General features: G+C 57.7%; 23 protein-coding genes and 2 tRNA genes. 13 read left to right on the forward strand and 12 right to left on the reverse strand.

What is annotated here, in order from left to right:
- Positions 1 to 12 precede the first annotated feature (12 nt).
- From ACFSAG_RS14060 to ACFSAG_RS14085, 6 genes are read right to left on the reverse strand one after another with little or no spacing between them, the layout of a single operon-like run.
- Positions 13 to 657 carry an N-carbamoylsarcosine amidohydrolase gene (locus ACFSAG_RS14060; protein WP_374614328.1) on the reverse strand — a complete coding sequence of 215 codons (645 nt, stop codon included), beginning with the start codon at positions 655 to 657 and terminating at the stop codon, positions 13 to 15.
- Positions 657 to 1,838, reverse strand: coding sequence for a CaiB/BaiF CoA transferase family protein (locus ACFSAG_RS14065; RefSeq protein ID WP_374614326.1), 1,182 nt, complete (start codon positions 1,836 to 1,838; stop codon positions 657 to 659). The genes ACFSAG_RS14060 and ACFSAG_RS14065 overlap by 1 nt, the downstream gene beginning before the upstream one ends.
- The gene (locus tag ACFSAG_RS14070) at positions 1,835 to 3,709 is read right to left on the reverse strand and encodes a hydantoinase B/oxoprolinase family protein (RefSeq protein WP_381516041.1); all 1,875 of its coding nucleotides are present in this window, start codon (positions 3,707 to 3,709) and stop codon (positions 1,835 to 1,837) included. The genes ACFSAG_RS14065 and ACFSAG_RS14070 overlap by 4 nt, the downstream gene beginning before the upstream one ends.
- Positions 3,710 to 3,721: 12 nt before the next feature.
- Positions 3,722 to 5,770 carry a hydantoinase/oxoprolinase family protein gene (locus ACFSAG_RS14075; protein ID WP_381516043.1) on the reverse strand — a complete coding sequence of 683 codons (2,049 nt, stop codon included), beginning with the start codon at positions 5,768 to 5,770 and terminating at the stop codon, positions 3,722 to 3,724.
- Positions 5,771 to 5,780: 10 nt separating this feature from the next.
- A complete protein-coding gene (locus ACFSAG_RS14080) occupies positions 5,781 to 6,692 on the reverse strand; it encodes a hydroxymethylglutaryl-CoA lyase (RefSeq protein ID WP_381516045.1) in 912 nt (303 codons plus the stop codon).
- 43 nt (positions 6,693 to 6,735) lie between these two features.
- Positions 6,736 to 7,410 carry a GntR family transcriptional regulator gene (locus ACFSAG_RS14085; protein WP_374614318.1) on the reverse strand — a complete coding sequence of 225 codons (675 nt, stop codon included), beginning with the start codon at positions 7,408 to 7,410 and terminating at the stop codon, positions 6,736 to 6,738.
- An 87-nt stretch (positions 7,411 to 7,497) separates the two neighbouring features.
- Here ACFSAG_RS14085 and ACFSAG_RS14090 point away from each other — a divergent pair, with 87 nt between their 5' ends.
- The gene (locus tag ACFSAG_RS14090; RefSeq protein WP_381516048.1) at positions 7,498 to 10,011 is read left to right on the forward strand and encodes a TonB-dependent receptor; all 2,514 of its coding nucleotides are present in this window, start codon (positions 7,498 to 7,500) and stop codon (positions 10,009 to 10,011) included.
- A 131-nt stretch (positions 10,012 to 10,142) separates the two neighbouring features.
- Here the strand turns inward: ACFSAG_RS14090 and ACFSAG_RS14095 are convergent.
- A tRNA-Ala gene (locus ACFSAG_RS14095) sits at positions 10,143 to 10,218 on the reverse strand.
- Positions 10,219 to 10,329: 111 nt separating this feature from the next.
- On the reverse strand, positions 10,330 to 10,647 hold the full coding sequence (locus ACFSAG_RS14100; protein ID WP_374542184.1) for a TIGR02300 family protein: 318 nt from the start codon (positions 10,645 to 10,647) through the stop codon (positions 10,330 to 10,332).
- A gap of 154 nt (positions 10,648 to 10,801) precedes the next feature.
- On the opposite strand from ACFSAG_RS14100, the gene aroA reads away from it, so the two are divergent.
- The 5 genes from aroA to ACFSAG_RS14125 all read left to right on the forward strand — a co-directional run bounded on the left by aroA (position 10,802) and on the right by ACFSAG_RS14125 (position 15,297).
- The gene (gene aroA / locus ACFSAG_RS14105; RefSeq protein WP_381516052.1) at positions 10,802 to 12,133 is read left to right on the forward strand and encodes a 3-phosphoshikimate 1-carboxyvinyltransferase; all 1,332 of its coding nucleotides are present in this window, start codon (positions 10,802 to 10,804) and stop codon (positions 12,131 to 12,133) included.
- Entirely contained in the window at positions 12,130 to 12,762 is a 633-nt protein-coding gene (locus ACFSAG_RS14110; RefSeq protein WP_381516056.1) for a (d)CMP kinase, read from the forward strand. Before aroA ends, ACFSAG_RS14110 begins: the two co-directional genes overlap by 4 nt.
- Positions 12,763 to 12,984: 222 nt before the next feature.
- The gene (rpsA, locus tag ACFSAG_RS14115; protein WP_374614310.1) at positions 12,985 to 14,691 is read left to right on the forward strand and encodes a 30S ribosomal protein S1; all 1,707 of its coding nucleotides are present in this window, start codon (positions 12,985 to 12,987) and stop codon (positions 14,689 to 14,691) included.
- A gap of 176 nt (positions 14,692 to 14,867) precedes the next feature.
- Positions 14,868 to 15,146 (forward strand): integration host factor subunit beta, encoded by a 279-nt coding sequence (locus ACFSAG_RS14120; protein ID WP_374614308.1) that lies wholly within the window; start codon positions 14,868 to 14,870, stop codon positions 15,144 to 15,146.
- 65 nt (positions 15,147 to 15,211) lie between these two features.
- Positions 15,212 to 15,297 (forward strand) — tRNA-Leu (locus ACFSAG_RS14125).
- Between the two features lie 29 nt (positions 15,298 to 15,326).
- On the opposite strand, the gene ACFSAG_RS14130 is transcribed toward ACFSAG_RS14125, so the two are convergent.
- Together ACFSAG_RS14130 and ACFSAG_RS14135 are read right to left on the reverse strand one after the other, a co-directional pair.
- Positions 15,327 to 16,541, reverse strand: a complete 1,215-nt coding sequence (locus tag ACFSAG_RS14130) for a tyrosine-type recombinase/integrase (protein ID WP_381516063.1) — start codon at positions 16,539 to 16,541, stop codon at positions 15,327 to 15,329.
- Complete coding sequence (locus ACFSAG_RS14135; protein ID WP_381516066.1) at positions 16,541 to 17,260, reverse strand: hypothetical protein; 720 nt, start codon at positions 17,258 to 17,260, stop codon at positions 16,541 to 16,543. The genes ACFSAG_RS14130 and ACFSAG_RS14135 overlap by 1 nt, the downstream gene beginning before the upstream one ends.
- A 192-nt stretch (positions 17,261 to 17,452) precedes the next feature.
- Here ACFSAG_RS14135 and ACFSAG_RS14140 point away from each other — a divergent pair, with 192 nt between their 5' ends.
- From ACFSAG_RS14140 to ACFSAG_RS14160, 5 genes are all read left to right on the forward strand, one after another.
- The gene (locus tag ACFSAG_RS14140) at positions 17,453 to 17,689 is read left to right on the forward strand and encodes a DNA-binding protein (protein ID WP_381516069.1); all 237 of its coding nucleotides are present in this window, start codon (positions 17,453 to 17,455) and stop codon (positions 17,687 to 17,689) included.
- A 312-nt stretch (positions 17,690 to 18,001) separates the two neighbouring features.
- Positions 18,002 to 18,187: a hypothetical protein gene (locus ACFSAG_RS14145; RefSeq protein WP_381516072.1), complete on the forward strand. Its 186-nt coding sequence runs from the start codon at positions 18,002 to 18,004 to the stop codon at positions 18,185 to 18,187.
- A complete protein-coding gene (locus tag ACFSAG_RS14150; protein ID WP_381516075.1) occupies positions 18,177 to 18,392 on the forward strand; it encodes a hypothetical protein in 216 nt (71 codons plus the stop codon). Before ACFSAG_RS14145 ends, ACFSAG_RS14150 begins: the two co-directional genes overlap by 11 nt.
- Positions 18,385 to 18,741 carry a hypothetical protein gene (locus ACFSAG_RS14155; RefSeq protein WP_381516077.1) on the forward strand — a complete coding sequence of 119 codons (357 nt, stop codon included), beginning with the start codon at positions 18,385 to 18,387 and terminating at the stop codon, positions 18,739 to 18,741. The genes ACFSAG_RS14150 and ACFSAG_RS14155 overlap by 8 nt, the downstream gene beginning before the upstream one ends.
- Positions 18,741 to 19,940, forward strand: coding sequence for a hypothetical protein (locus ACFSAG_RS14160; RefSeq protein ID WP_381516080.1), 1,200 nt, complete (start codon positions 18,741 to 18,743; stop codon positions 19,938 to 19,940). The genes ACFSAG_RS14155 and ACFSAG_RS14160 overlap by 1 nt, the downstream gene beginning before the upstream one ends.
- A 162-nt stretch (positions 19,941 to 20,102) precedes the next feature.
- Here the strand turns inward: ACFSAG_RS14160 and ACFSAG_RS14165 are convergent, their stop codons facing one another.
- Together ACFSAG_RS14165 and ACFSAG_RS14170 are read right to left on the reverse strand one after the other, a co-directional pair.
- The gene (locus ACFSAG_RS14165; RefSeq protein WP_381516083.1) at positions 20,103 to 20,396 is read right to left on the reverse strand and encodes a hypothetical protein; all 294 of its coding nucleotides are present in this window, start codon (positions 20,394 to 20,396) and stop codon (positions 20,103 to 20,105) included.
- The gene (locus tag ACFSAG_RS14170) at positions 20,393 to 20,899 is read right to left on the reverse strand and encodes a hypothetical protein (RefSeq protein WP_381516086.1); all 507 of its coding nucleotides are present in this window, start codon (positions 20,897 to 20,899) and stop codon (positions 20,393 to 20,395) included. The genes ACFSAG_RS14165 and ACFSAG_RS14170 overlap by 4 nt, the downstream gene beginning before the upstream one ends.
- Positions 20,900 to 21,043: 144 nt before the next feature.
- On the opposite strand from ACFSAG_RS14170, the gene ACFSAG_RS14175 reads away from it, so the two are divergent.
- Both ACFSAG_RS14175 and ACFSAG_RS14180 read left to right on the forward strand, forming a co-directional pair.
- The gene (locus ACFSAG_RS14175; protein ID WP_381516089.1) at positions 21,044 to 21,184 is read left to right on the forward strand and encodes a hypothetical protein; all 141 of its coding nucleotides are present in this window, start codon (positions 21,044 to 21,046) and stop codon (positions 21,182 to 21,184) included.
- A 76-nt stretch (positions 21,185 to 21,260) separates the two neighbouring features.
- The gene (locus tag ACFSAG_RS14180) at positions 21,261 to 21,797 is read left to right on the forward strand and encodes a hypothetical protein (protein ID WP_381516092.1); all 537 of its coding nucleotides are present in this window, start codon (positions 21,261 to 21,263) and stop codon (positions 21,795 to 21,797) included.
- Positions 21,798 to 21,886 lie beyond the last annotated feature (89 nt).

The following is a 21,886-nucleotide window of genomic DNA, read 5'->3' on the forward strand; positions in this document are numbered from 1 at the left end:
GTACCCGACTGGCTAAATCCCGTTGGCGGATTGATTCATGAAGCGGAGTGCGTCCACTTCCGAGATGACTTCGGCATATTTCGACCGCAGGTCAAAAAGATTGGCCTCATGTGGTGCAGGATGCCGATCCCCGCACCCGTCGCGCACAACAAATGGGGCAAAGCCGTTTTGCAGGGCATCGAGCGCGGTTGCGCGCACGCAGCCTGAAGTCGACATCCCGGTTATCAGCAGCGTATCGATGTCCTTTGCACGAAGCTCGGCGCAGAGCGCTGTCCCGAAGAATGCAGAGGCAAATTGTTTCGAAATGATGGTTTCGCCTTGTTTCGGCGCAAGGCTGGGCGGAAATTCGCCCAGCGGTGAACCAGAATCGAAAACGCGAAGAGCAGGGATTTTCTTATAGAATAATCCGCCATCGGCTCCGCCCGGTTGGTAGACCACATTGGTGAAGATCACTGGAATGCCAGACGCGCGTGCCGCCGCTAACAGCCGTTCATTGCTCGCCAATGCCTTTTCAGCCCCGGCATAAAGCGGCGAGCCTTGATCGAGATAGGCCATAACAAAATCGACGATCAGCAGGGCGGGCTTGTTGCCAAAGGCCAAATGCCCGTCAAAGGCCCCCGAGTAGTTCGTCGAAAGGTCATCGTCACCGGTTGGCATCAGATGGCACCTGCTGTCTTGAGCGCGCCGATTTCGGCTCCGGAAAGTCCCAACAAACCGCCATACACCTCTTCATTATGCTGCCCGACGAGCGAAGGCGCCGGAGAGCGCACCCCGCTCGGGGTGGCGGATAATTTGGGAAAGGCGCCCTGCATTTTCAGCTTGCCGAAGCGTTCGGTTTCAACCTCGATGATTGCCTCGCGCGCCTTGAAATGCGGATCAGCCAGCATTTCGGGAGCTCGATACACCCGGCCTGCGGGTATGGAATAGGCAATCATAAGTGCATCGACTTCGTCGACTGTCAGCGTCCTTGTCCAACTATTGATCAGTTCATCAAGCTCCAACTGGTTCTGCCCGCGCGCCAGATGGGTTGCATAGCGTTCGTCAGTGCCCAGCTCTGGCCGCCCCATGGCTTCGGCAAGCCGCTGCCAGAGCGAGTCCTTGTTGGCGCCGATCATATATTCGCCATCTTTGCAGATATAGACGTTCGATGGCGCGATGCCGGGAAGAATAGAGCCTGATCGTTCGCGGATCACGCCTTCATGGTCATATTCGGGCACGAGTCCTTCCATCACCTGCAGCACGCTTTCATACAGCGCAGCATCGACAATCTGGCCCTTGCCGGTTTGGCTACGATGATGCAGCGCCGCAAGCACACCTATGCAACCATAGGTGGCCGTCAGGGTATCGCCGATCGAAACGCCCATACGGCTAGGCGGACGGTCGGGTTCGCCGACAATATAGCGCCAGCCGCCCATGGCTTCGCCGATGCCGCCAAAACCGGCGCGGTCCGAATAGGGCCCGGTCTGGCCATAGCCAGACATGCGCGCGATGATGAGACCCGGTTGTTCGGCCAAGAGGCGTTCAGGCGACAGCCCCCACTTTTCCATCGTGCCGGGTTTGAAATTCTCGATCAAAACATCCGCGGTCGCGATGAGCTTTCGAACCAGTTCCTGCCCTTCGGGGATGCGGAGATTGGCCGATACGCTCTTCTTGTTGCGCGCAATGACTTCCCACTGAACCTTGTCTTTGCCCTGACCCCAGATACGCATCGGATCCCCCGCGCCCGGTGGTTCGACCTTGATGATATCCGCGCCCATATCGCCGAGCAACTGGCCGCAAAAAGGGCCTGCCAGAAGCTGGCCCATTTCGACAACTCGCAATCCTTTTAAAGCGCTCACTCAGCTGCCTCCAGCATAGGCCATACAGGCTGGACGGGGGCTTTCAGGCCTGTTTCCGCTTCACAATTTGCGCGCAGGGTCTCGATACCGGGGCCATAGTTGAACAGCGGCAATGCGCCGCGCTCGCTGCGCATTTTGCTACGCAAGGCTTCTGTCGCTGCGATATCGATGACGCCCTGTTCATTTGCCACGACACCATAGGCCTTTGCACCATCCGGGGTAACAAGTCCTTGGATGATCTCCTTGCCGACCAGTACCGGGTCGCGTTCGAGCGGATCGCCCCAGCCACCGCCGCCCCAGGTGATGAAGTGCAACTGATCGCCCTCTTCAACCTGCACTTCCTCGACCTTGTTGCCGATGATTTGAGAAGTGCCATCGGCCTTTTCGAGGATTTTGCGCGCACGCTTGCCGGGCTCTCCGCCATTGACACCCCAAGGGGGGACGAACCAGCGGTCGTCGTGGATGGAGATCGTACCACTGGCGAGGAAACGGTAAGTCATATGAATGCCGTTGCCGCCCCGATGCACGCCTGCGCCACCGCTGTCGGGTTCGGTCTCGTAACGTTCGATCAGCAGCGGGAAATAACGCTCCAGAAACTCATTGGGTACGTTGGTGAAGCCCGGCCAAAGCGAATGGCCGTCGGGTCCATCTCCCATAGGCCGGCCGGGGATGCCGCCGAAACCGATCTGGAAGAGCTGGAACCATTCGCCTTTCTTGTCGTGCCCCGAGTAGAAAAGATGGGGGCTGGAGGAAAAACCGGCCGCATTCAGGAATTCCGGCGTTTTTTGGCCCAACAGCCCGCCTAGAATGTCGAAAATGCGGCCGAGCGCATGGGTGCGACCCGAAAGCGCTGCAGGAAATTTTGGTTTGAGGAGCGACCCTTCGGGGATCCGCACGTCAATCAGATCGTAGAAACCATCGTTGAACAGGATCTGCGGGTCAAAGACCATGATCATGTAGATGCCGAAGAACATCTTGAACATGTTCTCGTTGAGATAGAAGTTAATCGAGGCTTGGCTCTGCGGGTCGGTTCCCGCGAAATCGAGCACGACCTTTTCGCCTTCGCGCCACATCGTGCATTTGATCTTGTAAGGGCCGGCGCCCATGCCATCATCGCAGATATAATCTTCGAAGCCGACCGGTTCCTCGCCAATCGCCATCGAAATCAGCGATTTCATGGCGCGGTGGTTGCGGGCAAGCAGTTCCTGCGTCGCGGATACATAGACGTCATCACCAAAGCGCGCGGCCATTTCAATCACCCGTCGCGCCGCAACCCGGCAAGAGGCGATCAATGCGTTGAGGTCCGCCTGGCACCAATCGGGCTTGCGCGTTTGGTGCATGACGAGCTTCATCAGGTCTTCGTTATACTCGCCATTTTTCCAGATCTTGACCGGCGGGATGCGCACCCCTTCTTCAAAGATCGAATGCGCATTGATCGGCATCGAACCGACCACCTTGCCGCCGATATCTGACTGGTGGCCAAACATCGAGGTATAGGCAATCAGGCGCCCGTCCTTGAACACCGGAAGCAGCACCAGCCAGTCGTTCGAATGGCTGACCGCGCCCGCGCAAGAATAGGGGTCGGACAGGAAGATCATGTCGCCATCTTCCAGCGTGCCATCATAATTATCGAGGAAGCCGCCAATAAAGCTGCCGAACTGGCCGACGATCATCTTGCCTGTATGATCGGCGATCAGCGGAAAGGCATCGCCTTGTTCGCGGATACCCGGTGACATTGCGGTACGAACGAGCGTCGCATCCATTTCGATACGGGCATTGCGCAGCGCGTTTTCAATGATGTCGAGCGTGACGGGGTCAATCGCGACCTTGTTGAACGGGGTCTTGTTGGTTTCAATGATTGTGGCGGGCATAGTGTCGCCTCCTCAAGCCAGATTGATCAGGATGTTGCCGACCTTGTCGACGGTCGCAACGCATCCGGTTTCGATGAGCGTGGTGGAATCCATTTCGACGACGATGGCCGGTCCAGGGATGATATCCCCCTGGCGCAGCTTCGACCGGTCATAGATCACCGCCGCCTGTTCCTTGCCATCCATCCACAATGTGTGATCGCGCATTTTGGCGGCGGCTGGATTGCCGTCACCCTTGGGCAGTTCGGCGGCAGGCAGATCAAGTGCCTGCCCCAACGCCACCGCACGCAGGTTCACGATTTCGTGAGGCGTATCCATGTTGAAGGTGAAGAGCCGCAGATGCTCCTCGTCGAAGCGCTTCAATATGCCGTCGATGCCATCGCGCTCAAGCACTTCGGGCGTGATGGTCAATGGCACTTCGAATGCTTGCCCGGCATAGCGGACATCGATTTCAAACTCGCTGCTGATATCCGCATCCGCAATACCATCCGAACGCAGTTCTGCCCGGGTCTGGTCAGCCATTTCCTTGAGGATAGCGATCAATTCCTGCGCGTCGGTGGTGGTCGCCAGTCGCGAGAAGGAGCGTGCGGTTTCGGTGCGCATCCGCGTGGTCGCATCCCCCAAAGCACAGAGCACACCGGGCGAAACCGGCGAGACCGCAGGCCAGCTTCCCATCAACCGCGCAACCGCGTTGACATGCAATGGCCCGGCTCCGCCAAAACCCATGAGCGCAAAGTGGCGGGGATCATAGCCTTGCTGCACCGAAATCATCCGCAACGCGCCGAACATGTTTTCGTTCACGATATCGATGATACCGCGAGCTGCAGACATGAGGTCGATGCCGAGCGCATCAGCGATGGTCTGCACCGCCTTTTTAGCGCCCTCACGATCGAGCTGGAAACTGCCGCCCAGCAGGTTTTCGGGCAGGTAACCCAGCACAACATTGGCATCGGTCACGGTCGGCAATTCACCGCCCTTGCCATAAGCCACCGGCCCCGGAACCGCACCGGCCGATTGCGGGCCGACGCGCAGAGCGCCGGTCAATTCGGGCACATAAGCGATCGATCCGCCACCAGCGCCCACGGTCTTCACGTCGAGTGACGAGGCACGCACCGCGAGATGCCCGACCTCGGTGGTGCGGACACGGCGCGGCTCCAGATTTTCGATCAACGCAACGTCGGTCGAGGTGCCACCGACGTCAAGCGTCAGGATATTCTTGATTCCGGCATTTTTGCCCACCCAGAGCGCTCCGGTAACCCCACCTGCAGGACCGGACATCAGGATGTTGACTGGATGCTCTTCCGCCTTTTGCGCAGACATCAAGCCGCCGTCCGAACGGAGCAGCGAGAGTTTTCCAGCAAAGCCTGAATCCGCGAGCTTGTTGCGCAGGTTGGAGACATATTTACTCACCACCGGGCGCACAGCCGCGTTGGCGACAGTCGTCAGTGTCCGCTCATATTCCTGCATTTCAGGCAAAACTTCGTGGCTCAGCGACACGGGAACATCCTGCATGATTTCACGCGCCAGTTCGCCAACGCGCTTTTCATGCGCGCCATTGGTATAGGCATTCATGAAGCTGACAGTGATGGCTTCGACGCCCTGGTCCTTCAGTTGCGTTAACGCTGCGCGCGCCGAGCTTTCGTCGAGCGCGCGGACTTCCTGACCCTGCGCATTCATCCGCCCACCAACCGTCACGGTGTCTTCGAGCGCCGCCAGCGGTGTCGGTTTGGGCCAGATGATCCATGCAGCGAGGCCGCCGGGAACATAGGACCGGGCGATCTGCATGATATCGCGGTAGCCTTCGGTCACGATCAGGCCGACGCGGGCCCCTTTGCCTTCAAGCACGGCATTGGTGGCAACGGTGGTGCCGTGGAGGAAATATTCGATTTCCGCCGGCTTCACCCCCGCATTGGCGCAGATCGCGGTCACGCCGTTCAATATCCCTTCGCTGCTGTCGTGCGGCGTAGAGGGCGTCTTGTGGCGCCAGAATGCACCGGTGTCGGCATTGAACAGCAACAGGTCGGTAAATGTCCCGCCGACGTCCACGCCCAAACGATACCCCATTATAGTCTCCTCAAGCTGCTTTGGGGAAATGTGGCGCTTGCGCGACCATTCCCGGCAGTTTTCTTCCCATGACATCCGAGAGCCAATTGCTGGCCTCGATCAGTTTATCCAGGTCCATGCCAGTGCCGACACCTGCCCGCTCCAGCATGTAAACCACATCTTCGCTCGGCACATTGCCGGCGGCACCCGGAGCGAACGGGCAGCCGCCCAACCCGCCGAGCGATGCATCGACAACCGTCGCGCCCGCATTCACCGCAGCCCATACATTGGCGAGCCCAGTGTTGCGGGTGTTGTGAAAATGCACGCGCACCGGAAGCGGCTGGACTGCCTGACGCACGCGCTCGACCAACCGTGCGACGTGCGCCGGGTTGGCGACGCCGATCGTGTCGGCAAGCGCGATTTCGACCGGCCCCGCCTTGGCAATCGCGACCGCCATCTCGACCACCCGGCCTTCAGCCACTTCACCTTCGAATGGGCAGCCAAATGATGCAGCGATGGTGCATTGGCCCGTGCGCCCCTGTGATCGGGCCAATTCGATCACTGCCTTGGCGGCTTCGACCGATTCGTCGCTGGTTTGGCCCTGGTTCGCCATTGCGAAAGTATCGGTTGAAACTGCGACCGCACCCAACTGGTCGATCCGGCCAGTTGCAATTGCGCGTTCCGCGCCACGCTGATTCATCACCAGGCCGATATATGTAACGTCATCGCGTTGAGGCAGGCCAGCGCAGACTTCTTCGGCATCTGCCATCTGCGGCACGCGTTTCGGATTCACGAAACTGGTCACCTCGATACGGCGTGCACCCGCATCGATCGCGCGACCGATAAGGGCCAGCTTGTCAGCGGTCGAGACCAGAATCTTTTCGTTCTGGAGCCCGTCGCGCGGCCCGACTTCAACAAATTCTATGCTGCGAGGATTGTCCATGATGGGGGCCTGATGCCATAATTGTATACAAATTCAAACAGGATTATGCCGCCTCATCCGCCTTTCCCATTTCGGTGCCGCGTGCATGCGCCTCTGCATAAGCGTGGAACGCACGGCGAATATGCGCCGTCATCACCGCAGCCGCCCATTCGCCGTCGCGGTTATCAAATGCCATAACCAGCTCTTCATGCTCATTATGGGATCGCCGCAAATTTTCGAGGTCATATTGCTGTGCGGTTCGCAGCACGACTGGTTGTTCGGTGACCTGCGCGAGCATGCCCGTTATTCGCGCAGAACCGGACGCTTCCATGATAATGGCATGGAATTGGCGGTTATGGTCGAGGAACTTTGGAATATCGGGCTTTGACGCGCTGATTGCCTGTTTGATTGCCTCATTATGGCTGCGCAGGCGCGCCAGCTGATCCCAGGAAATGCGCGTCGCGGCGCGCCTCGCGGCATATGCTTCCAGCATTGCGCGCAACTGGAACGCCTCTTCAAGATCATCGAGCGACCAATCGGCAACAAAGCTGCGTTGCGATTCGTTGCGGCGGATGAACAACTCCGCCTCCAAACGGCGCAGTGCATCGCGAACGGGCGTCCGCGATACGCCGCACAGCTCGGCAAGCGCCTCTTCGCGGATCTGCAATCCAGGTTGCAATTCGCCCGACAAAATCATGCTGCGGATGTGGCTGTAAGCGCGATCCGATGCCCGGGACATAGGTAAATTGCTCCTCTTGACGAATGCTATTTGTATACAATAAGCTGCCTACAAAGCAATAAAAGCTATTACAGGGAGTTTGGTAACATGCGTCTTACAAAAAATACGCTCCTCGCATCGATTGCAGTCAGCACGTTAATTCCCGGCATCGCCCAGGCCCAAGAGGCAGAAGATGGCGCCGAGGCCCAAGAGATCATCGTTACCGCTCGTCGTCAGAACGAACGACTAGTCGAAGTTCCGGCCTCGGTATCGGTGATCGACGCTGAATCGCTCTCCAAGACCGGGGCAGACAATGCCCAAGGCTTTGCGCAACTCACGCCCGGCGTTACCATCGTCACCGGCACGGCTGAGGCGGGCGATACCCAGATCAACATTCGCGGCATCAACGGCGCGCGCGACGCGGAAAGCTCTGTCGCGCTGGTGGTGGACGGCATCCTGAAGACTAACACCGCGCAGCTCAACCAGACCCAGGGAACGCTGCGCCAGATCGAAATCTTGAAGGGTCCGCAGGGCGCCATCTACGGCCGCAACGCCGCCGCCGGCGCTATTGTCATCTCAACCGTCAAGCCCGGCGACACACTCGAGGGCGCGGTCAAGCTGAGCTACGCCAATGAAAAAACGGCGGAAGGCTCCGCCTATATAGCCGGTCCGATTGGTGAAGGTGCTGGTTTTGTGCTCTCGGGCAATTACCGCACTACGGACGGCTTTTACCGGAACCTCTTCCTCGACCGCAAAGTAGTTGACGATCAGGAAGTCTATTCAATCGACGGCCGCGTCATGGTGGAACTTGGCGAAGCGACCAATCTCGACCTGAAAGCCCGCTACTCGAAACTTTCCGGTGCTTCGATCAACTTCAACTCGGTATTCCATATCGAAGCATTCGGCGGCGCGTTCTTCGAGGATGTCGATGATCATGAGCTGCGTTACTATGGCAATATCCGCCCAACCAATGACCAGCGCTCGATCGACTTTTCGGCGAAGCTCGAGCATGATTTCGGTTCGACCCGCCTGACCGCTTGGGCACTCTATTCGGATGTCGACCAAAGCCTGACCGCAGATGGCACTTCAGCCGACTTTGCACGCTATATCTCGCCCGCTTTAGGCGCACCTGCCAATGCGACCAATCTGGCCGTCCAGAACCAATGCTTTGCAACCACCGCAGCACTGACCGGATTTCCGGTGAACGCACCCGGCTTCATCGGCCAGATACCGGTGCCCTTCATCTTCGCGCCTGCCACTGGGTCGACCTTCGGTGCTTACAGCCCGACCACCTGCGACGGCACGCAATTGCAGATCCGCAATCAAAAGGACATCAGCGGCGAAATCCGCCTGGCCTCGACCGGCGATGGTCCGCTGAACTGGCAATTGGGCGTCTATGGCCTGCACATCGACCGTTCGGTCGGCGTCAGCTTGGGTGCCGATCTTGGACAAGGCGTCAGCCGCGAGTTGTACAACGCCCCAGGCAGCAGCAACCCGACGTCGCAGTTGTTCTACGACAAGTTCAAGACCGATGTGTATGCCGCTTTCGGTTCGGTCGACTATAAGATGTCGGATCAATTCAAAGCCGGTCTCGCGCTGCGCTATGACGTCGAAGATCGCAGCACCACCAATCTCGTTCCCAATGTGCTCGACCCGATTACCGGGGCGAAAATCAATCCCGGCCTGCCCGCAACCGGAAGCATCGCCGACAAGTCGGCCAGCTTCAAACAACTGCAGCCAAAGCTCTCGCTGAGCTATACCCCGAACAGTTCGACCAACATCTATGCCAACTGGGGCATCGGTTTCAAATCGGGCGGTTTCAACAACACTGGCTCTGCCGCGCTTGTGAACGCCAATTTCAACGTTCCCGCCATTGGCGCCGGCGTGACCATCAACGACCAGTTCCGCAAGGAAAAGTCGAGCGCATTCGAAGCCGGCATCAAGGGCTCGCTTTTCGACAACCGGGTCACTTTTGATGTAGCTGGCTATTACACCCGCATTACCGACATGCAGTTCTTCGAATTCTTCGTTGGCTCATTCGGCCTGCTGCGCGTGGTTTCGAATATCGACAAGGTCGATGTCAAAGGCATCGAAATCAACAGCACGGCAAAGATTGTCGATGGCTGGAAGATATTCGGATCGGTCAACCTGACCGACAGCGAAATCAAGAAGAACGCTTCGCGCCCCTATACCGTCGGCAACAAATCGCCCTACACGGCCGATTATACCATCAACCTTGGAACCCAGATTGATGCGCCGCTGAACGATGCGATGGATCTGGTGCTGCGTGCCGATTACCGCATCACAGGCCCGACCTGGTTCCACACCGTACAAGACCAGACACGCGCAACGATCTTCAGCCAGTTGCTGCCGATCTCAGCGCTGGCCCTGTCGGGCTTCGTCGGTAACGCCAATTATAGCGTGGCAAAGCGCAATGCCTTTGGCGTGCTGAACCTGCGTGCCGGGCTTGAAGGGGAAAACTGGAACCTGACAGCCTTCGCCGACAACCTCCTCGATCGAAAATATATCAACGAGGCGATCCCCGCGATCGAATTTGGCGGTTCGTTCATCTCGCCGGGCGCACGTCGCCTGATCGGCGTCGAAGTGGGTTATAAGTTCTAACGGAGTACCAACCGGGAAGCACGCGGTAGAACCGAGTGCGCGATCAGGCCAGTCGGCACTCAGGTGCCACTGGCCTTTTTGTTCGGGCGAGCCATTAGCTTGCTGGAAAAAGCTTGGAATACTGAGAGGAATGGTGGAGCCTAGGGGAGTCGAACCCCTGACCTCTTGCATGCCATGCAAGCGCTCTACCAACTGAGCTAAGGCCCCAAAATGCCGCTAACCGGGCGGCTATGTCCGTATCAGAGGCGCGCCTTTAGCCGCACTGCCCCTCAATTTGCAAGCGGGAAAATGGGCCTGCCATTCCCCCGCCTGAAAGCATTATTGTTCGTCGCCGTCGTCGTCCGTGCCGGCAACGCCAAGGTCGTCATCGCCGCCAAGATCGACGTCATTGTCGGGCGAAACATCGCCGTCGACTGCATCGACATCGATGTCGAGATCATCGTCACCCAGATCGGCATCGTCCTGCTTCTTCTCGACTTCCTCGAAGGGCAGCGGTTGCTTCGACTTGAGCACAGGCTCCGGATACCACTGGTTACCGCAGTCGATGCACTCGACCGGTTCATCCTTGGTCAGATCGTAGAATCGCGTACCGCATTTCGGGCAGGTGCGCTTCGTTCCCCATTCAGCCTTCACCATGGTGGGCCTGTAATCCTTTCAAATTGCGTGAAATGCGGTCTCGTAGAGGAGACTCGCTGCAAAACAGGCGCCGCCCTTGCCACAGAGCAACGCTGCTGTCAAAAATTAGTGTAAGCGTTGACTTGTCAGTCGTGCAACAGCAAAGCACCCCGCCATGCACAGCGCCCAACCCCGCCCCGCCTCTTTTTCTCCTCGCGGCCCCCTTCGCGGCACGATCAAGGTGCCCGGCGACAAGTCGATCAGCCATCGCTCGCTCATGCTCTCGGCGCTCGCCATCGGTGAAAGTCGTGTGGCTGGGTTGCTCGAGGGTGAGGATGTGCTCTCCACCGCCGCTGCGATGCGCGCGATGGGGGCAACCATCGAACGCACCGGCGAAGGCGAATGGCGCATCCACGGTGTCGGCGTTGGCGGGTTGCTGCAACCACAAGCCGCACTCGACATGGGCAATAGCGGCACCTCAACCCGGCTGCTGATGGGGCTGGTCGCCAGCCACGCGATCACGGCTACCTTCATTGGCGACGCCAGCCTTTCAAAGCGCCCGATGGGGCGGGTAATCGATCCGCTCTCGCTGATAGGTGCCGAGTTCAACGCGAGCCCCGGTGGCCGCCTGCCGCTGATGGTGCGCGGTATCTGCCCGGCAGTGCCGATCAGCTATCGATTACCGGTAGCGTCTGCGCAGGTGAAATCGGCGGTTCTGCTCGCGGGTTTGAACACGCCCGGAATTACCGAAGTCATCGAACCCGTCCCGACCCGCGACCATAGCGAGCGGATGCTGGCCGGGTTTGGAGCCGATCTGACGGTCGAAACCGATGGTGACGGTGTGCGCCATATCCGCCTCGTTGGTGAAGCCGAACTGAAGCCCCAAACAATCGAAGTTCCCGGCGACCCTTCGTCGGCAGCCTTTCCGGTGGTGGCCGCGTTGATCACGCCGGGCAGCGAAGTGACCGTTACCCATGTGGGCATGAATCCGACACGCACCGGTATCTTCAAAATGCTTGAGGCGATGGGGGCGGACCTAACCTATTCGAATGAGCGCATCGTTGGCGGTGAGCCAGTGGCAGATATTACCGCCCGCCATTCGAACCTAACCGGCATCGAAGTGCCACCCGATGTAGCGCCGAGCATGATTGACGAATTTCCCGTGTTCTTCGTGGCCGCCAGCGTGGCGCAGGGGCGCACCGTTACCAGCGGGCTTGATGAACTGCGCGTCAAGGAAAGCGATCGGCTCGCGCTGATGGCGGCGGGCCTCACGGTAATCGGAGCGAAGGTAGAGGAACGCGAGGACGGGCTGGTGATCGATGGCAGTGGCGGCGAACCGCTTGAGGGCGCCGCAACCGTTGCCAGCGCGCTCGACCACCGCATCGCCATGAGCTTCGCCGTCGCCGGGCAGCATTGCTATCATGCTGTGTCGGTTGACGATGTGTCACCAATCGCGACCAGCTTCCCGACCTTTGAAGCAATGATGGCCGGGCTGGCGGGCGCATGATCATCGCGGTCGACGGGCCCACGGCGTCAGGCAAGGGGACCATTTCGCGGGCGCTTGCCGCGCATTATGGCCTGCCCTGGCTCGACACCGGCCTGCTTTATCGCGCTGTCGGTCGTCAGCTCGCACTGAACGGAGGCAATCCCGATCTAGAAGCGGACGCCGTGGCAGCCTGTGCATTCCCCGACAGCCTGCTTGATGATCCAATCCTGCGTGATGAGGCGACAGGAGGCCTCGCCAGCCGCGTCTCGGTGCATCCCGGGGTGCGTGCGGCACTCAACAAACGCCAGGTCGATTTTGCCAACCAGCCGGGCGGAGCCGTGCTCGACGGGCGCGATATAGGCACGGTAATTGCCCCGCATGCCGACGTGAAACTGTTCGTAACCGCCTCCGCTGAAATCCGGGCGGAACGGCGTTTCAAGGAAATGCAGGGACGCGATGCTTCGGTTGAATATGAAACCATCCTCGCCGATATCCGCGCCCGCGACAAACGCGACAGCGAACGCGCCGACGCGCCGCTGAAACCCGCCGAAGACGCGCACTTGCTAGATACCGGCAATTTGACTATAGGCGCGGCCGTTCAAAGGGCGATTGCACTGGTGGACGCGAAGACAGAGAACCGGTCCGCATAAAGGCCGGCCAAGCCAGCACACAAACAGGGTACGCGGCAGGAACGCCTCCGGGCGAAGCTTGCACCGCGTTGCTCAACATGTGCTGGAATTTGTCTAATCGCTGAAATCAAAGCGATAATCCTGCGAATGCCTGTGCAGCATGGGGCTGTATGGGCAGTCTGGTCAAAGACCATCGGAACCAACCGATTGGCCGGATAAAGCGTAAGTAAGGAAACTCACATCATGGCAACTTCGCCAAACCCTACCCGCAACGATTTTGAAGCGTTGCTCAACGAATCACTTGGTGGTGCAGAAGGCGGCTTCGAAGGTCGCGTTGTTAAGGGCACCGTCACCGCAATCGAAAACGACTTCGCAATGATCGACGTCGGCCTGAAGAGCGAAGGCCGCGTGGCCCTGCGCGAATTCTCGATGCCCGGCCAGAAAGCCGACCTCAACGTCGGTGATGAAGTCGAAGTCTATGTCGACCGCGTCGAAAACATGAACGGCGAAGCCGTGCTGTCGCGCGACCGCGCGCGCCGCGAAGCCGCATGGGACAAGCTGGAAGGCGAATTCGCCGCTGGCAATCGTGTCGAAGGCGTTATCTTTGGCCGCGTCAAGGGTGGCTTCACTGTTGACCTTGGCGGCGCTGTGGCATTCCTTCCCGGTTCGCAAGTCGATGTTCGCCCCGTTCGCGATGTCGGCCCGCTGATGGATATCGCACAGCCGTTCCAGATCCTGAAGATGGACCGTCGCCGCGGCAACATCGTCGTTTCACGCCGTGCGATCCTCGAAGAAACACGCGCTGAACAGCGTTCGGGCCTGATCCAGAACCTGGCTGAAGGCCAGATCATCGAAGGCGTCGTCAAGAACATCACCGATTATGGTGCGTTCGTTGACTTGGGCGGCATCGATGGCCTGCTGCATGTCACCGACATCAGCTATAAGCGCATCAACCACCCGTCGGAAATGATCAACATCGGCGACACCGTGAAGGTGCAGATCGTTCGCATCAACCGCGATACCCAGCGCATCAGCCTTGGCATGAAGCAGCTGGAATCGGATCCGTGGGAAGGCGCAATCGCGAAATATCCGGTTGGCGCACGCCTTTCGGGTGCTGTCACCAACATTACCGAATATGGTGCATTCATCGAACTCGAACCCGGCATCGAAGGCCTGGTCCACGTTTCGGAAATGTCCTGGACCAAGAAGAACGTCCACCCCGGCAAGATCGTTTCGACCAGCCAGGAAGTCGACGTTGTTGTCCTCGACGTCGATATGGACAAGCGCCGCATCAGCCTTGGTCTCAAGCAGGCTCAGGCCAATCCTTGGGAAGCCTTTGCTGAGAAGCACCCAGTTGGCTCGACCGTCGAAGGCGAAGTCAAGAATGCGACCGAATTCGGCCTGTTCATCGGCCTCGATGGCGATGTCGACGGCATGGTCCACATGTCGGATATCGCATGGGGCATCTCGGGCGAAGACGCGCTGCACCTTCACCGCAAGGGTGAAATGGTCAAGGCAATCGTCCTTGACGTTGACCCTGAAAAGGAACGCATCAGCCTTGGCATCAAGCAGCTTGAAAAGGGTGCACCGACCGCAGGTGGTGCTGTTACCAGCAGCGGCCTGAAGAAGGGTGCGACCGTCACCGTCAGCGTTCTCGAAGTTCGCGATGGCGGCCTCGAAGTGCAGGCTGGCGAAGATGGTGCAACCGGCTTCATCAAGCGTGCCGATCTGGGCCGTGACCGTGACGAACAGCGCCCCGACCGCTTCCAGGTTGGCCAGAAGTTCGACGCCATGATCACCGGTTTCGATCGTTCGAAGAAGCCGAATTTCTCGATCAAGGCGCTGCAGCTGGCCGAAGAGAAGCAGGCTGTCGAACAATATGGTTCGTCGGACTCGGGCGCTTCACTCGGCGACATCCTTGGCGAAGCTCTGAAGAGCGCCAAGAAGTAAGCTCCGGCATAGTGTCAAAATGGGGCCGTTCCGTTCTGGAACGGCCCCTTTTTGTTGCGCAATCGATTTTACAAACCGTTATAATACCATTGTAAGTCAGGCACTTTTCTGCCAACATCCGACATGTTGAGGGGTTAGAACCGAGTCTATTGGCCGGTTTTTTGGGAGCATGAGTCATGATCCGATCTGAACTGGTGAAAAAACTCGAAGCAGAAAATCCCGGGATGACGGGCGAAGAAGTTGAGCGCATTGTCGACCTGTTCTTCAACCAGATTATCCAGCGGCTTGCCGAAGGTGGCCGCGTCGAAATTCGCGGTTTCGGCGCATTTTCGACCCGATCGCGCAATCCGCGCAAAGGACGCAATCCTCGCACCGGCGATGCAGTCGACGTTCCTGCGAAGCGCGTGCCTTATTTCAAGCCCGGCAAAGAAATCCGCGAACGCCTGAACAAATAGTTCGGGTCGATTTCCAAAATACAACGCTGGAAACGCAGCGATTGCTGTGCCATGCGCTTTCGCGTGCGGACGTGGCGAAACCGGTAGACGCAACAGACTTAAAATCTGTCGCCCTTTGGGCGTGCGGGTTCAAGTCCCGCCGTCCGCACCAAGTTGTTATTGCTAGATAATTTCTCGAAACTAAGCCGCTTTCCGGTCGGCTGGTTTTGGGGCCGTGTGTAGTTCCTGTGTAATCGGTTCCGGTAAACCTATGTCGATGGCAGCAATTGCTTCATCGATGTGAGCGCCTGCAATGTGAACATATCGCATTAGGGCGCTTAGGGTTTTGTGGCCGCTGATCTTTTGGATTGTCGGCAAGTCTGCCTTGGCCTGCACCAGCCGCGTTATTGCAGTATGGCGCATAACGTGGGGCGTTACCTTGGCGGGGTCCATGCCTGCCCGTTTCACTATTCGCAGAAACTGCTTTGTCATTGCCTGACGGTGTGGCGTGGTGCTGTTGCTCTTGGTTGCAGGGAACAGCCAGCCGCTTTGGTCCTCGCGCTGGTCGCGTTCCTTGGCCAGCATGTCGGCAAGGCTCGGTGTGATTGGCTGGATGCGCTGCCCTGCCTTTGCCAATGGGACATAGATTCGCCGGTTCGCAAAATCGATCTGGTCAAGCCGGATGCGCAAGATTTCACTGTGCCGCATGGCGGCGTTCAATCCGATTGCAACGAATAGCCAGCCCTGCGGGTCTTGGTCGGTTATCGCAGCGCGCAATAGGTCCTGCTGCTGCTCTGGTGACAGGATGGTGATTTGCTTTTGTGCCTCGGCGCTCTTTTCAATCGTAGGGCAATCCTCGGCTTTCAACCATTTCCATTTCACCGCGCGGCGGAATAGATGGGACAGGGTGCTTAATTCGCGGTTGACAGTGGAAGGGCTGGCTCCATCCGCAACGCGCTTCTTCGCATAACCCTTCACTGCAAAGTCTGTCAGCTTGTCCAGCCGGTGCGCTCCGAGGGCTGGCACAAGATGCTGATTAAGGTTGCGGCGCTTGTTCGCTATGTCGGCAAAGCCTTTGTCCTGTGGCCCTGTGGTGGCTTCAAGCGTGGTAAGATATTCGGTGGCGGCTTCGCTAAAGGTTCGGTGCGTTTTGCGTTTGGGGGCAAGGTCCAGCCGATCTTCCCGCGCTCTGGTCCTAAGTGCCTCAATGGCATCCTCTGCCTGTTTTCGTGTTACGCCTTCGCTTTCCCTTCCGATAACGCGGTGGATGCGCTGGCCGTCTGCCATAATGTTGATTGAATAACGGACGTCGCCTGCACTGGTGCGCTCGGCAACAATGCCATGCTCTGCAATGCGCTTGCCTATTTCAAGGTTGCGGATTGCGGGGCGGGTTAGCTTGGCGAAGGTTTTTGCCATTAGTCTTTACTCCCTTCCTTCTCTTCCTCGCCAAATTGAGAGGGCAGCAACTCATAAAGCCTTCCCCTGAAGGCATTTGGATTGATGTTTGAAGTTGCCAGCAACCCCAGCAAGGCATTGGGCGGAGTAACGAGCCTTCGCCCTTCCTGCTCGGCCTCAATCAATGGGCGCATAGCCTCGGCCTCTTCGGCCTCCAGCTGATTAATTGCCGCGTCCAATTTCAGGACTGAGCTAAACAAATCCTGACATTCTTCTTTCGCCTTGCCATCGGGCATTGCATTTATTGCGGCCTGTTCCCAAAGCCTTGACGATTGCGGCTCTGGCTGACTCCGACCAAATATGCCGCGTCGGTGTTTATAGCCAAGCAAAGGCGCAGGCTTTGGGTCAACTCGAATAGACACGCCAAGATTTGCCAGCAACGCAACGGCAGTTAAGCGCAATCGCTCATGCTCATTGAGCCTGTCTCGGACTTCCTGCACCACCTCGTCGTCCTTGACCTTCTCGGGCTTGTCGTCCTCAATGACGCGCGCGAGCATTTCACTGACTGCGGCCCAAGCCTTCAGATTTTTATGCCATTTGCCGTGCGCCTGTTCCTCAAGTTCTGCAATTCGGTCGGCTATTCTATCGAGCAAAGCATTGGTCTCTTTGCGGCGCGATAGGTGCTTTGCCAAAATGCTTTCAGCCTCGCTCGCAAGCGGTCGCCCCGAATCGGTGGCCAATGTTTGTAGCCTCTCCCTATCCGCAACAAGCAACCGGACATTGACCTGAATCCGACGCTCTTCCGCGCTTTTTGGGGGTCTTCCCCTGACAGGCCCTTTATCGCTACTCATAATTATGCGTCCAAACATTGCCTAAAATACGAACATCTGCTATATGTATCGCATTGTTGAGACGAAAAGGGAATAGTTGCGATGCTTGCTGACAATGTTGAAATGCTGAAGGTGCGGGTCTTCCCCGACAACAGGGTGGACAGGGTAAATGCCGCGATTGCCTTGGGGCGATCTGCGAAAACGCTCGCAAGCTGGAAGTGCAAGGGCATTGGTCCGCGTCCGGTCAATGTCGGCGGGCGTGTTTTCTACGATTGGGATGAAGTGCGGGCAATGGCGCGGGGTGAGAAGCCTTTAGTGCCTGCGGTTGCTCTTGCCTGAAAGCAAAAGCCAGACATTCCATACGGGGCGGAATATCTGGCTTCAATCGCGTAAGCGGCCTTGGTCTGGCCTTGCGAGTATAACCATAAGCACCGGTTTACGCAAGGTCTTGCGCCGCTTCCGCAAAGTTAGGGAAGCGATGAATGAGACAAACACTTACAGTTCGAGATCGGGGCATTGAGGCCCTACTTGCTGGCTTGCCAATAGAGCCTAGCGAGCGCGACAACGCGCGGCGGTGTGCCGTGGGGTTGTCCAATTCACTGGCGCGATGGGACATGGAGCGCCGCAAGCGCCGTGCCAACGGTGATCGCAATGGGTAGCCATACCGTCACGATCAAACAGGAGCGCGGCTTCGTCCGGCTCATTGTCCAGCCGGTTCCACCAGAGGGGACGGGGCTACCTTCAACCTATTCGAGCCTGCATCTCGCGCAAGAGGCTGCGGAACGTCTGCACCGCGAACGCGGGTGGATGTTCAAGGGGAATGGCCATGCAAATTGAAATCAGAACGCCTGCTGATGCGGGTTTCGCCCTGCTGCTCGCTCACCGCGAAGGCAGAACCAAACTTAACCGGCGTAGCGCGCAATTTGCAGGGCAATTGCTGGCGAATGACGATCCACTGACGGAGCCGCAAGCGCGCTGGTTAGCCCAGTTGATGGACCGTGCTGGTCTTCCTGATTTTACCAATGGGGGCATTGATGACTGACAACTTAGACGATTATCCAAAGGGTCCCGGCTATCGCCGCAACTGCGAAGCCAGCCGCGATGGGGCAAAGGCTGCTGCGCCTGCCAAGCAAACGCAAGAGGCTGTGCTGCTTAGTCTTGCAACAAAGGCAGGGAACAAGGGTGTCACCTATCAGGAGGCTTCGGACGCGGTAGGCGATGCAATCCGCCCTGATGTGGTTCGCGCTAGGCTTTCCAGCCTGATGAAAGCCGGAAAGCTGGTGAAACTGAACGCGCGACGCATGGGCGGCTATCGGGTGAATATCTCGCCCTATGTCCTGCCGCAGTTCGCGCCGAAAGTTGATAGCCCGCAAGGCGATCTGCTCTCCTGATGCGCTTTCTTCCGCAAGATGAGCGGGACATTCCACTATCGGTTCGATTTGAAACGAGCGGGGTTTGGCCAATCCTTCGGGAAATGTATGGCTTGGACGCCACAGGGGCGGCCATTGCCATGGCGTTGCTTGACGCCTTCCTATATTACCAGATGGTTAGCTATTCCCGCTCGCGGTCGCATTACGATGATCGAAAAAATCACCCGCTTTTGTCATACCGCAAAGTGGTCGGGGCCGTTGACTTCATGGGCGCTCAGGGTCTGATTACCGACAATAAGCAAATGCCAGGGTGCCGAGGCTGGCAATCCGCTATGGCCGGAACCAATGAGTTTTTGGAATCCATAGCCGGAATGAGCGACGGGTTGCCTTTAGATTTGCCGCGCTATCCTATCGAACTTAGGGACAAAGACGGAAGGCCTATAGTCGTTCCGCCCTGTCGGGAAGTTGGGCGCATGTTGCGCCAACTTTGGGAGTTAAACGAAGTCATAGCTTCGACCGCTATCCTGTCGGGCGATGGGCGTAGGCTAGATGCGGCCTTAGTCCGCATTTTTAATAAAGAGATGTCGAGGGGCGGGCGCTTTTATGCGTGTGGTCGCAGCTGGCAGAATATTCCGTCGCTAGAGCGCCAATTCGTAACGATTAATGGTGAAGCCACAACTGAATTGGATTTCGCAACCTTACATGCGGCAATGCTCTATTCGGAAGTCGGGGCAACGCCACCAGATGACAGTTACGCTATCGAACCTTGGCCGCGCGATCTGGTCAAGCGTTCGTTCCTGACGCTTATCAACGCGAAAACATTTCAAGCGGCTCTTGGTGCTATTGCGAATAGCCGAGAAATGCTCGCGTTCATGGGCCATGACATGCGGGGCCGATTGGCCAGCGCCAAAAATTTAATATCCGACATCAAGGGCAGGCATCAGCCTGTCGCAGAATTTTTTCATAAGGATGCTGGGGCGCGCCTGATGCGCAAGGATAGCGACTTGGCGGCGGCAATTTTGAAAAAACTACTAGCTAATGGTGTTGTGGGCCTTCCCGTTCACGATTCCTTTTTGGTCCCGGCCTCAAAATCGGCCCAATTGGAGGAAGTGATGCACGATTGCGCGGCTCAAATTGGTTTGAAGGACTCAAAGGTCACATATCCAACCCTACAACCCCCACCTACCTCCACAATCTCTCCATATGTGGTCACGTTTTGAGGTTACTTTTTGGAACTTAAAGAAAAACCACGCCGCGCAAGAAGAGTTAAATTGGCTCAGTCTGTTGCCGTTTTCTATCGGGCAATATCGGCGGTTCCACCAATAAAAAACCGGCCCAACATTGCGCGGGGCCGGTCGTTTGGTTTTGGTGCTGGTAGCTGATTATCGGAAGGCTTGCGCCTCGACGTTTACGGGGCTGCATCCCGCGACAAAGGCAAAGCGTTGGTCTTCCAGCCAGTCGCCGCTTGCGTCGTGGCTGTCGGGTTCGCGCTCGTCAATTGCCTCCTGATCGCAGTTGTCCTCAAGGTCGGGGTCTCCGTCCAGTGCGTCCAGCCGGTCAATCAATCGCTCTGTGAGGGCCGCTAATTCGTGACGGGAGAGCATGGGGATTGCTTGACTGATGAGTGACAAGGGAAGCGCCGTAGCGCCTCCCCGAATTTGTTGGCGGCGGCTCATGCTTCTACCTCCGCTTCAAGGCCTTTGCAGCATTGCCGCACCATGGCTTTCACTGCCGCGCCTCCGTTTGCGGCTTCCATGCGACGGGTAAGGCTGCGGTGGCGGGAGTTAGTAGGGTCGCCACAGACAAGGGCTTCACCGTCTCGGACAAGGTAGGAGCCGCCCTGCGTTTCCCATTCGTGAAGCCATAGGTCAGGCTGGAAGATGGGGCTGACCGTTGCGCCGCTCAATCGCCGCAAGTCGGCAAGGATGGAAGCCGTAGCCTCTGGCGGGGGAAGTTCCGTGTCGTCGTTGGCGATTTCAAACTTCACCAGCACCGCCATAAGATCGGGCGCGGCGGTTTTCCACATTTCAGCTTCAATGCGGCTAAGGCGCTGAACGGATGCGTCCCCCGCTTCTTCCGTATCGGCCTCGACCATAAGGTGGTGGCGCTCGGCCTTGTATGCCTCAAGCAATGCCGCGAATGCTTGCTGTTCCGGGGTTGGTTGGTTAGTCGTTTCCATAGCTTCAATCCTTCTCAATCAAGGGTTGTGGTTAGAGCCGGTGCTTGGGGCCTAATCCTTGCATCGGCTCGCATTATCTGTTATCAACAAATAATGAGTGCGTCAATAACTGATAACAGAAAAAGAGGGCGAGGCCGTCCGCATGTGGGCTCCACATTGGTTGGCGTGCGCTTTCCTCCCGACGAATTGGCTGCGTTAGACGGCTGGATAGATGCACAGGGCGATAGCCTGTCGCGGCCGGAAGCTGTGCGCCGGATCGTGGCAAAGGCGATTGCGCGTCTTTAACTTTCACTTTAGCCTCGCCGCATAGTGAGAGGTAAATGCCATGCTTAGAATAGCTGTGACGATTGTCTTGGTTTCAATGGCCGGGGTGGCCTCGGCACAATCCAGCACAACCAAATGCAGCAAAGACTATTGGGGCAACGTAACTTGTAAGACTGAACAGGACCGCCAAGTAAATTGGGACAAACTCACGAACCCCGTACCTGCCCCTATTTACGTCCCTCCGCCACGGCCGCAGATCGTTTATGTGCCGCAGCCCACGCCACAAGCGGCACCGGCTGCACCAGTGGCAGCGGCCTCCGCAATGACGCAGTCACAGTTTCAAATTGGTTCTGTCGGTTGGTTGAAAGACTTATGCCGAGATGGCCGCGAAGCTTGCCTGACTTACCTGTATGGCGTGATCCAAGTGGGGTATCGCAACAACGAACTGAATTTGTGTCCACCGGCTGGCATCACCCTAGGCGACTACCCAAAGATTATACTGGCTGACCTGAAAAACAATCTTGTGCTTACAGACGGGGTATCGTCTGACATGGGGGTTATCGTGAGCCTCAACACGCAATTGGGATGCAAGCCCAAGCCCGATGCGGAACAGCCCACCCCACCACAAAAGTAGGGGCATATTCCTGCGCTGGGGACTCGCTGGGCGCTATTTCATCGTTGCTGGCTGTCATGCAGCGGCTTTTGCGTATCGTGCCTGTATGG

This window comes from Sphingorhabdus buctiana (assembly GCF_042680825.1).
GTDB lineage: Bacteria > Pseudomonadota > Alphaproteobacteria > Sphingomonadales > Sphingomonadaceae > Sphingorhabdus_B > Sphingorhabdus_B buctiana.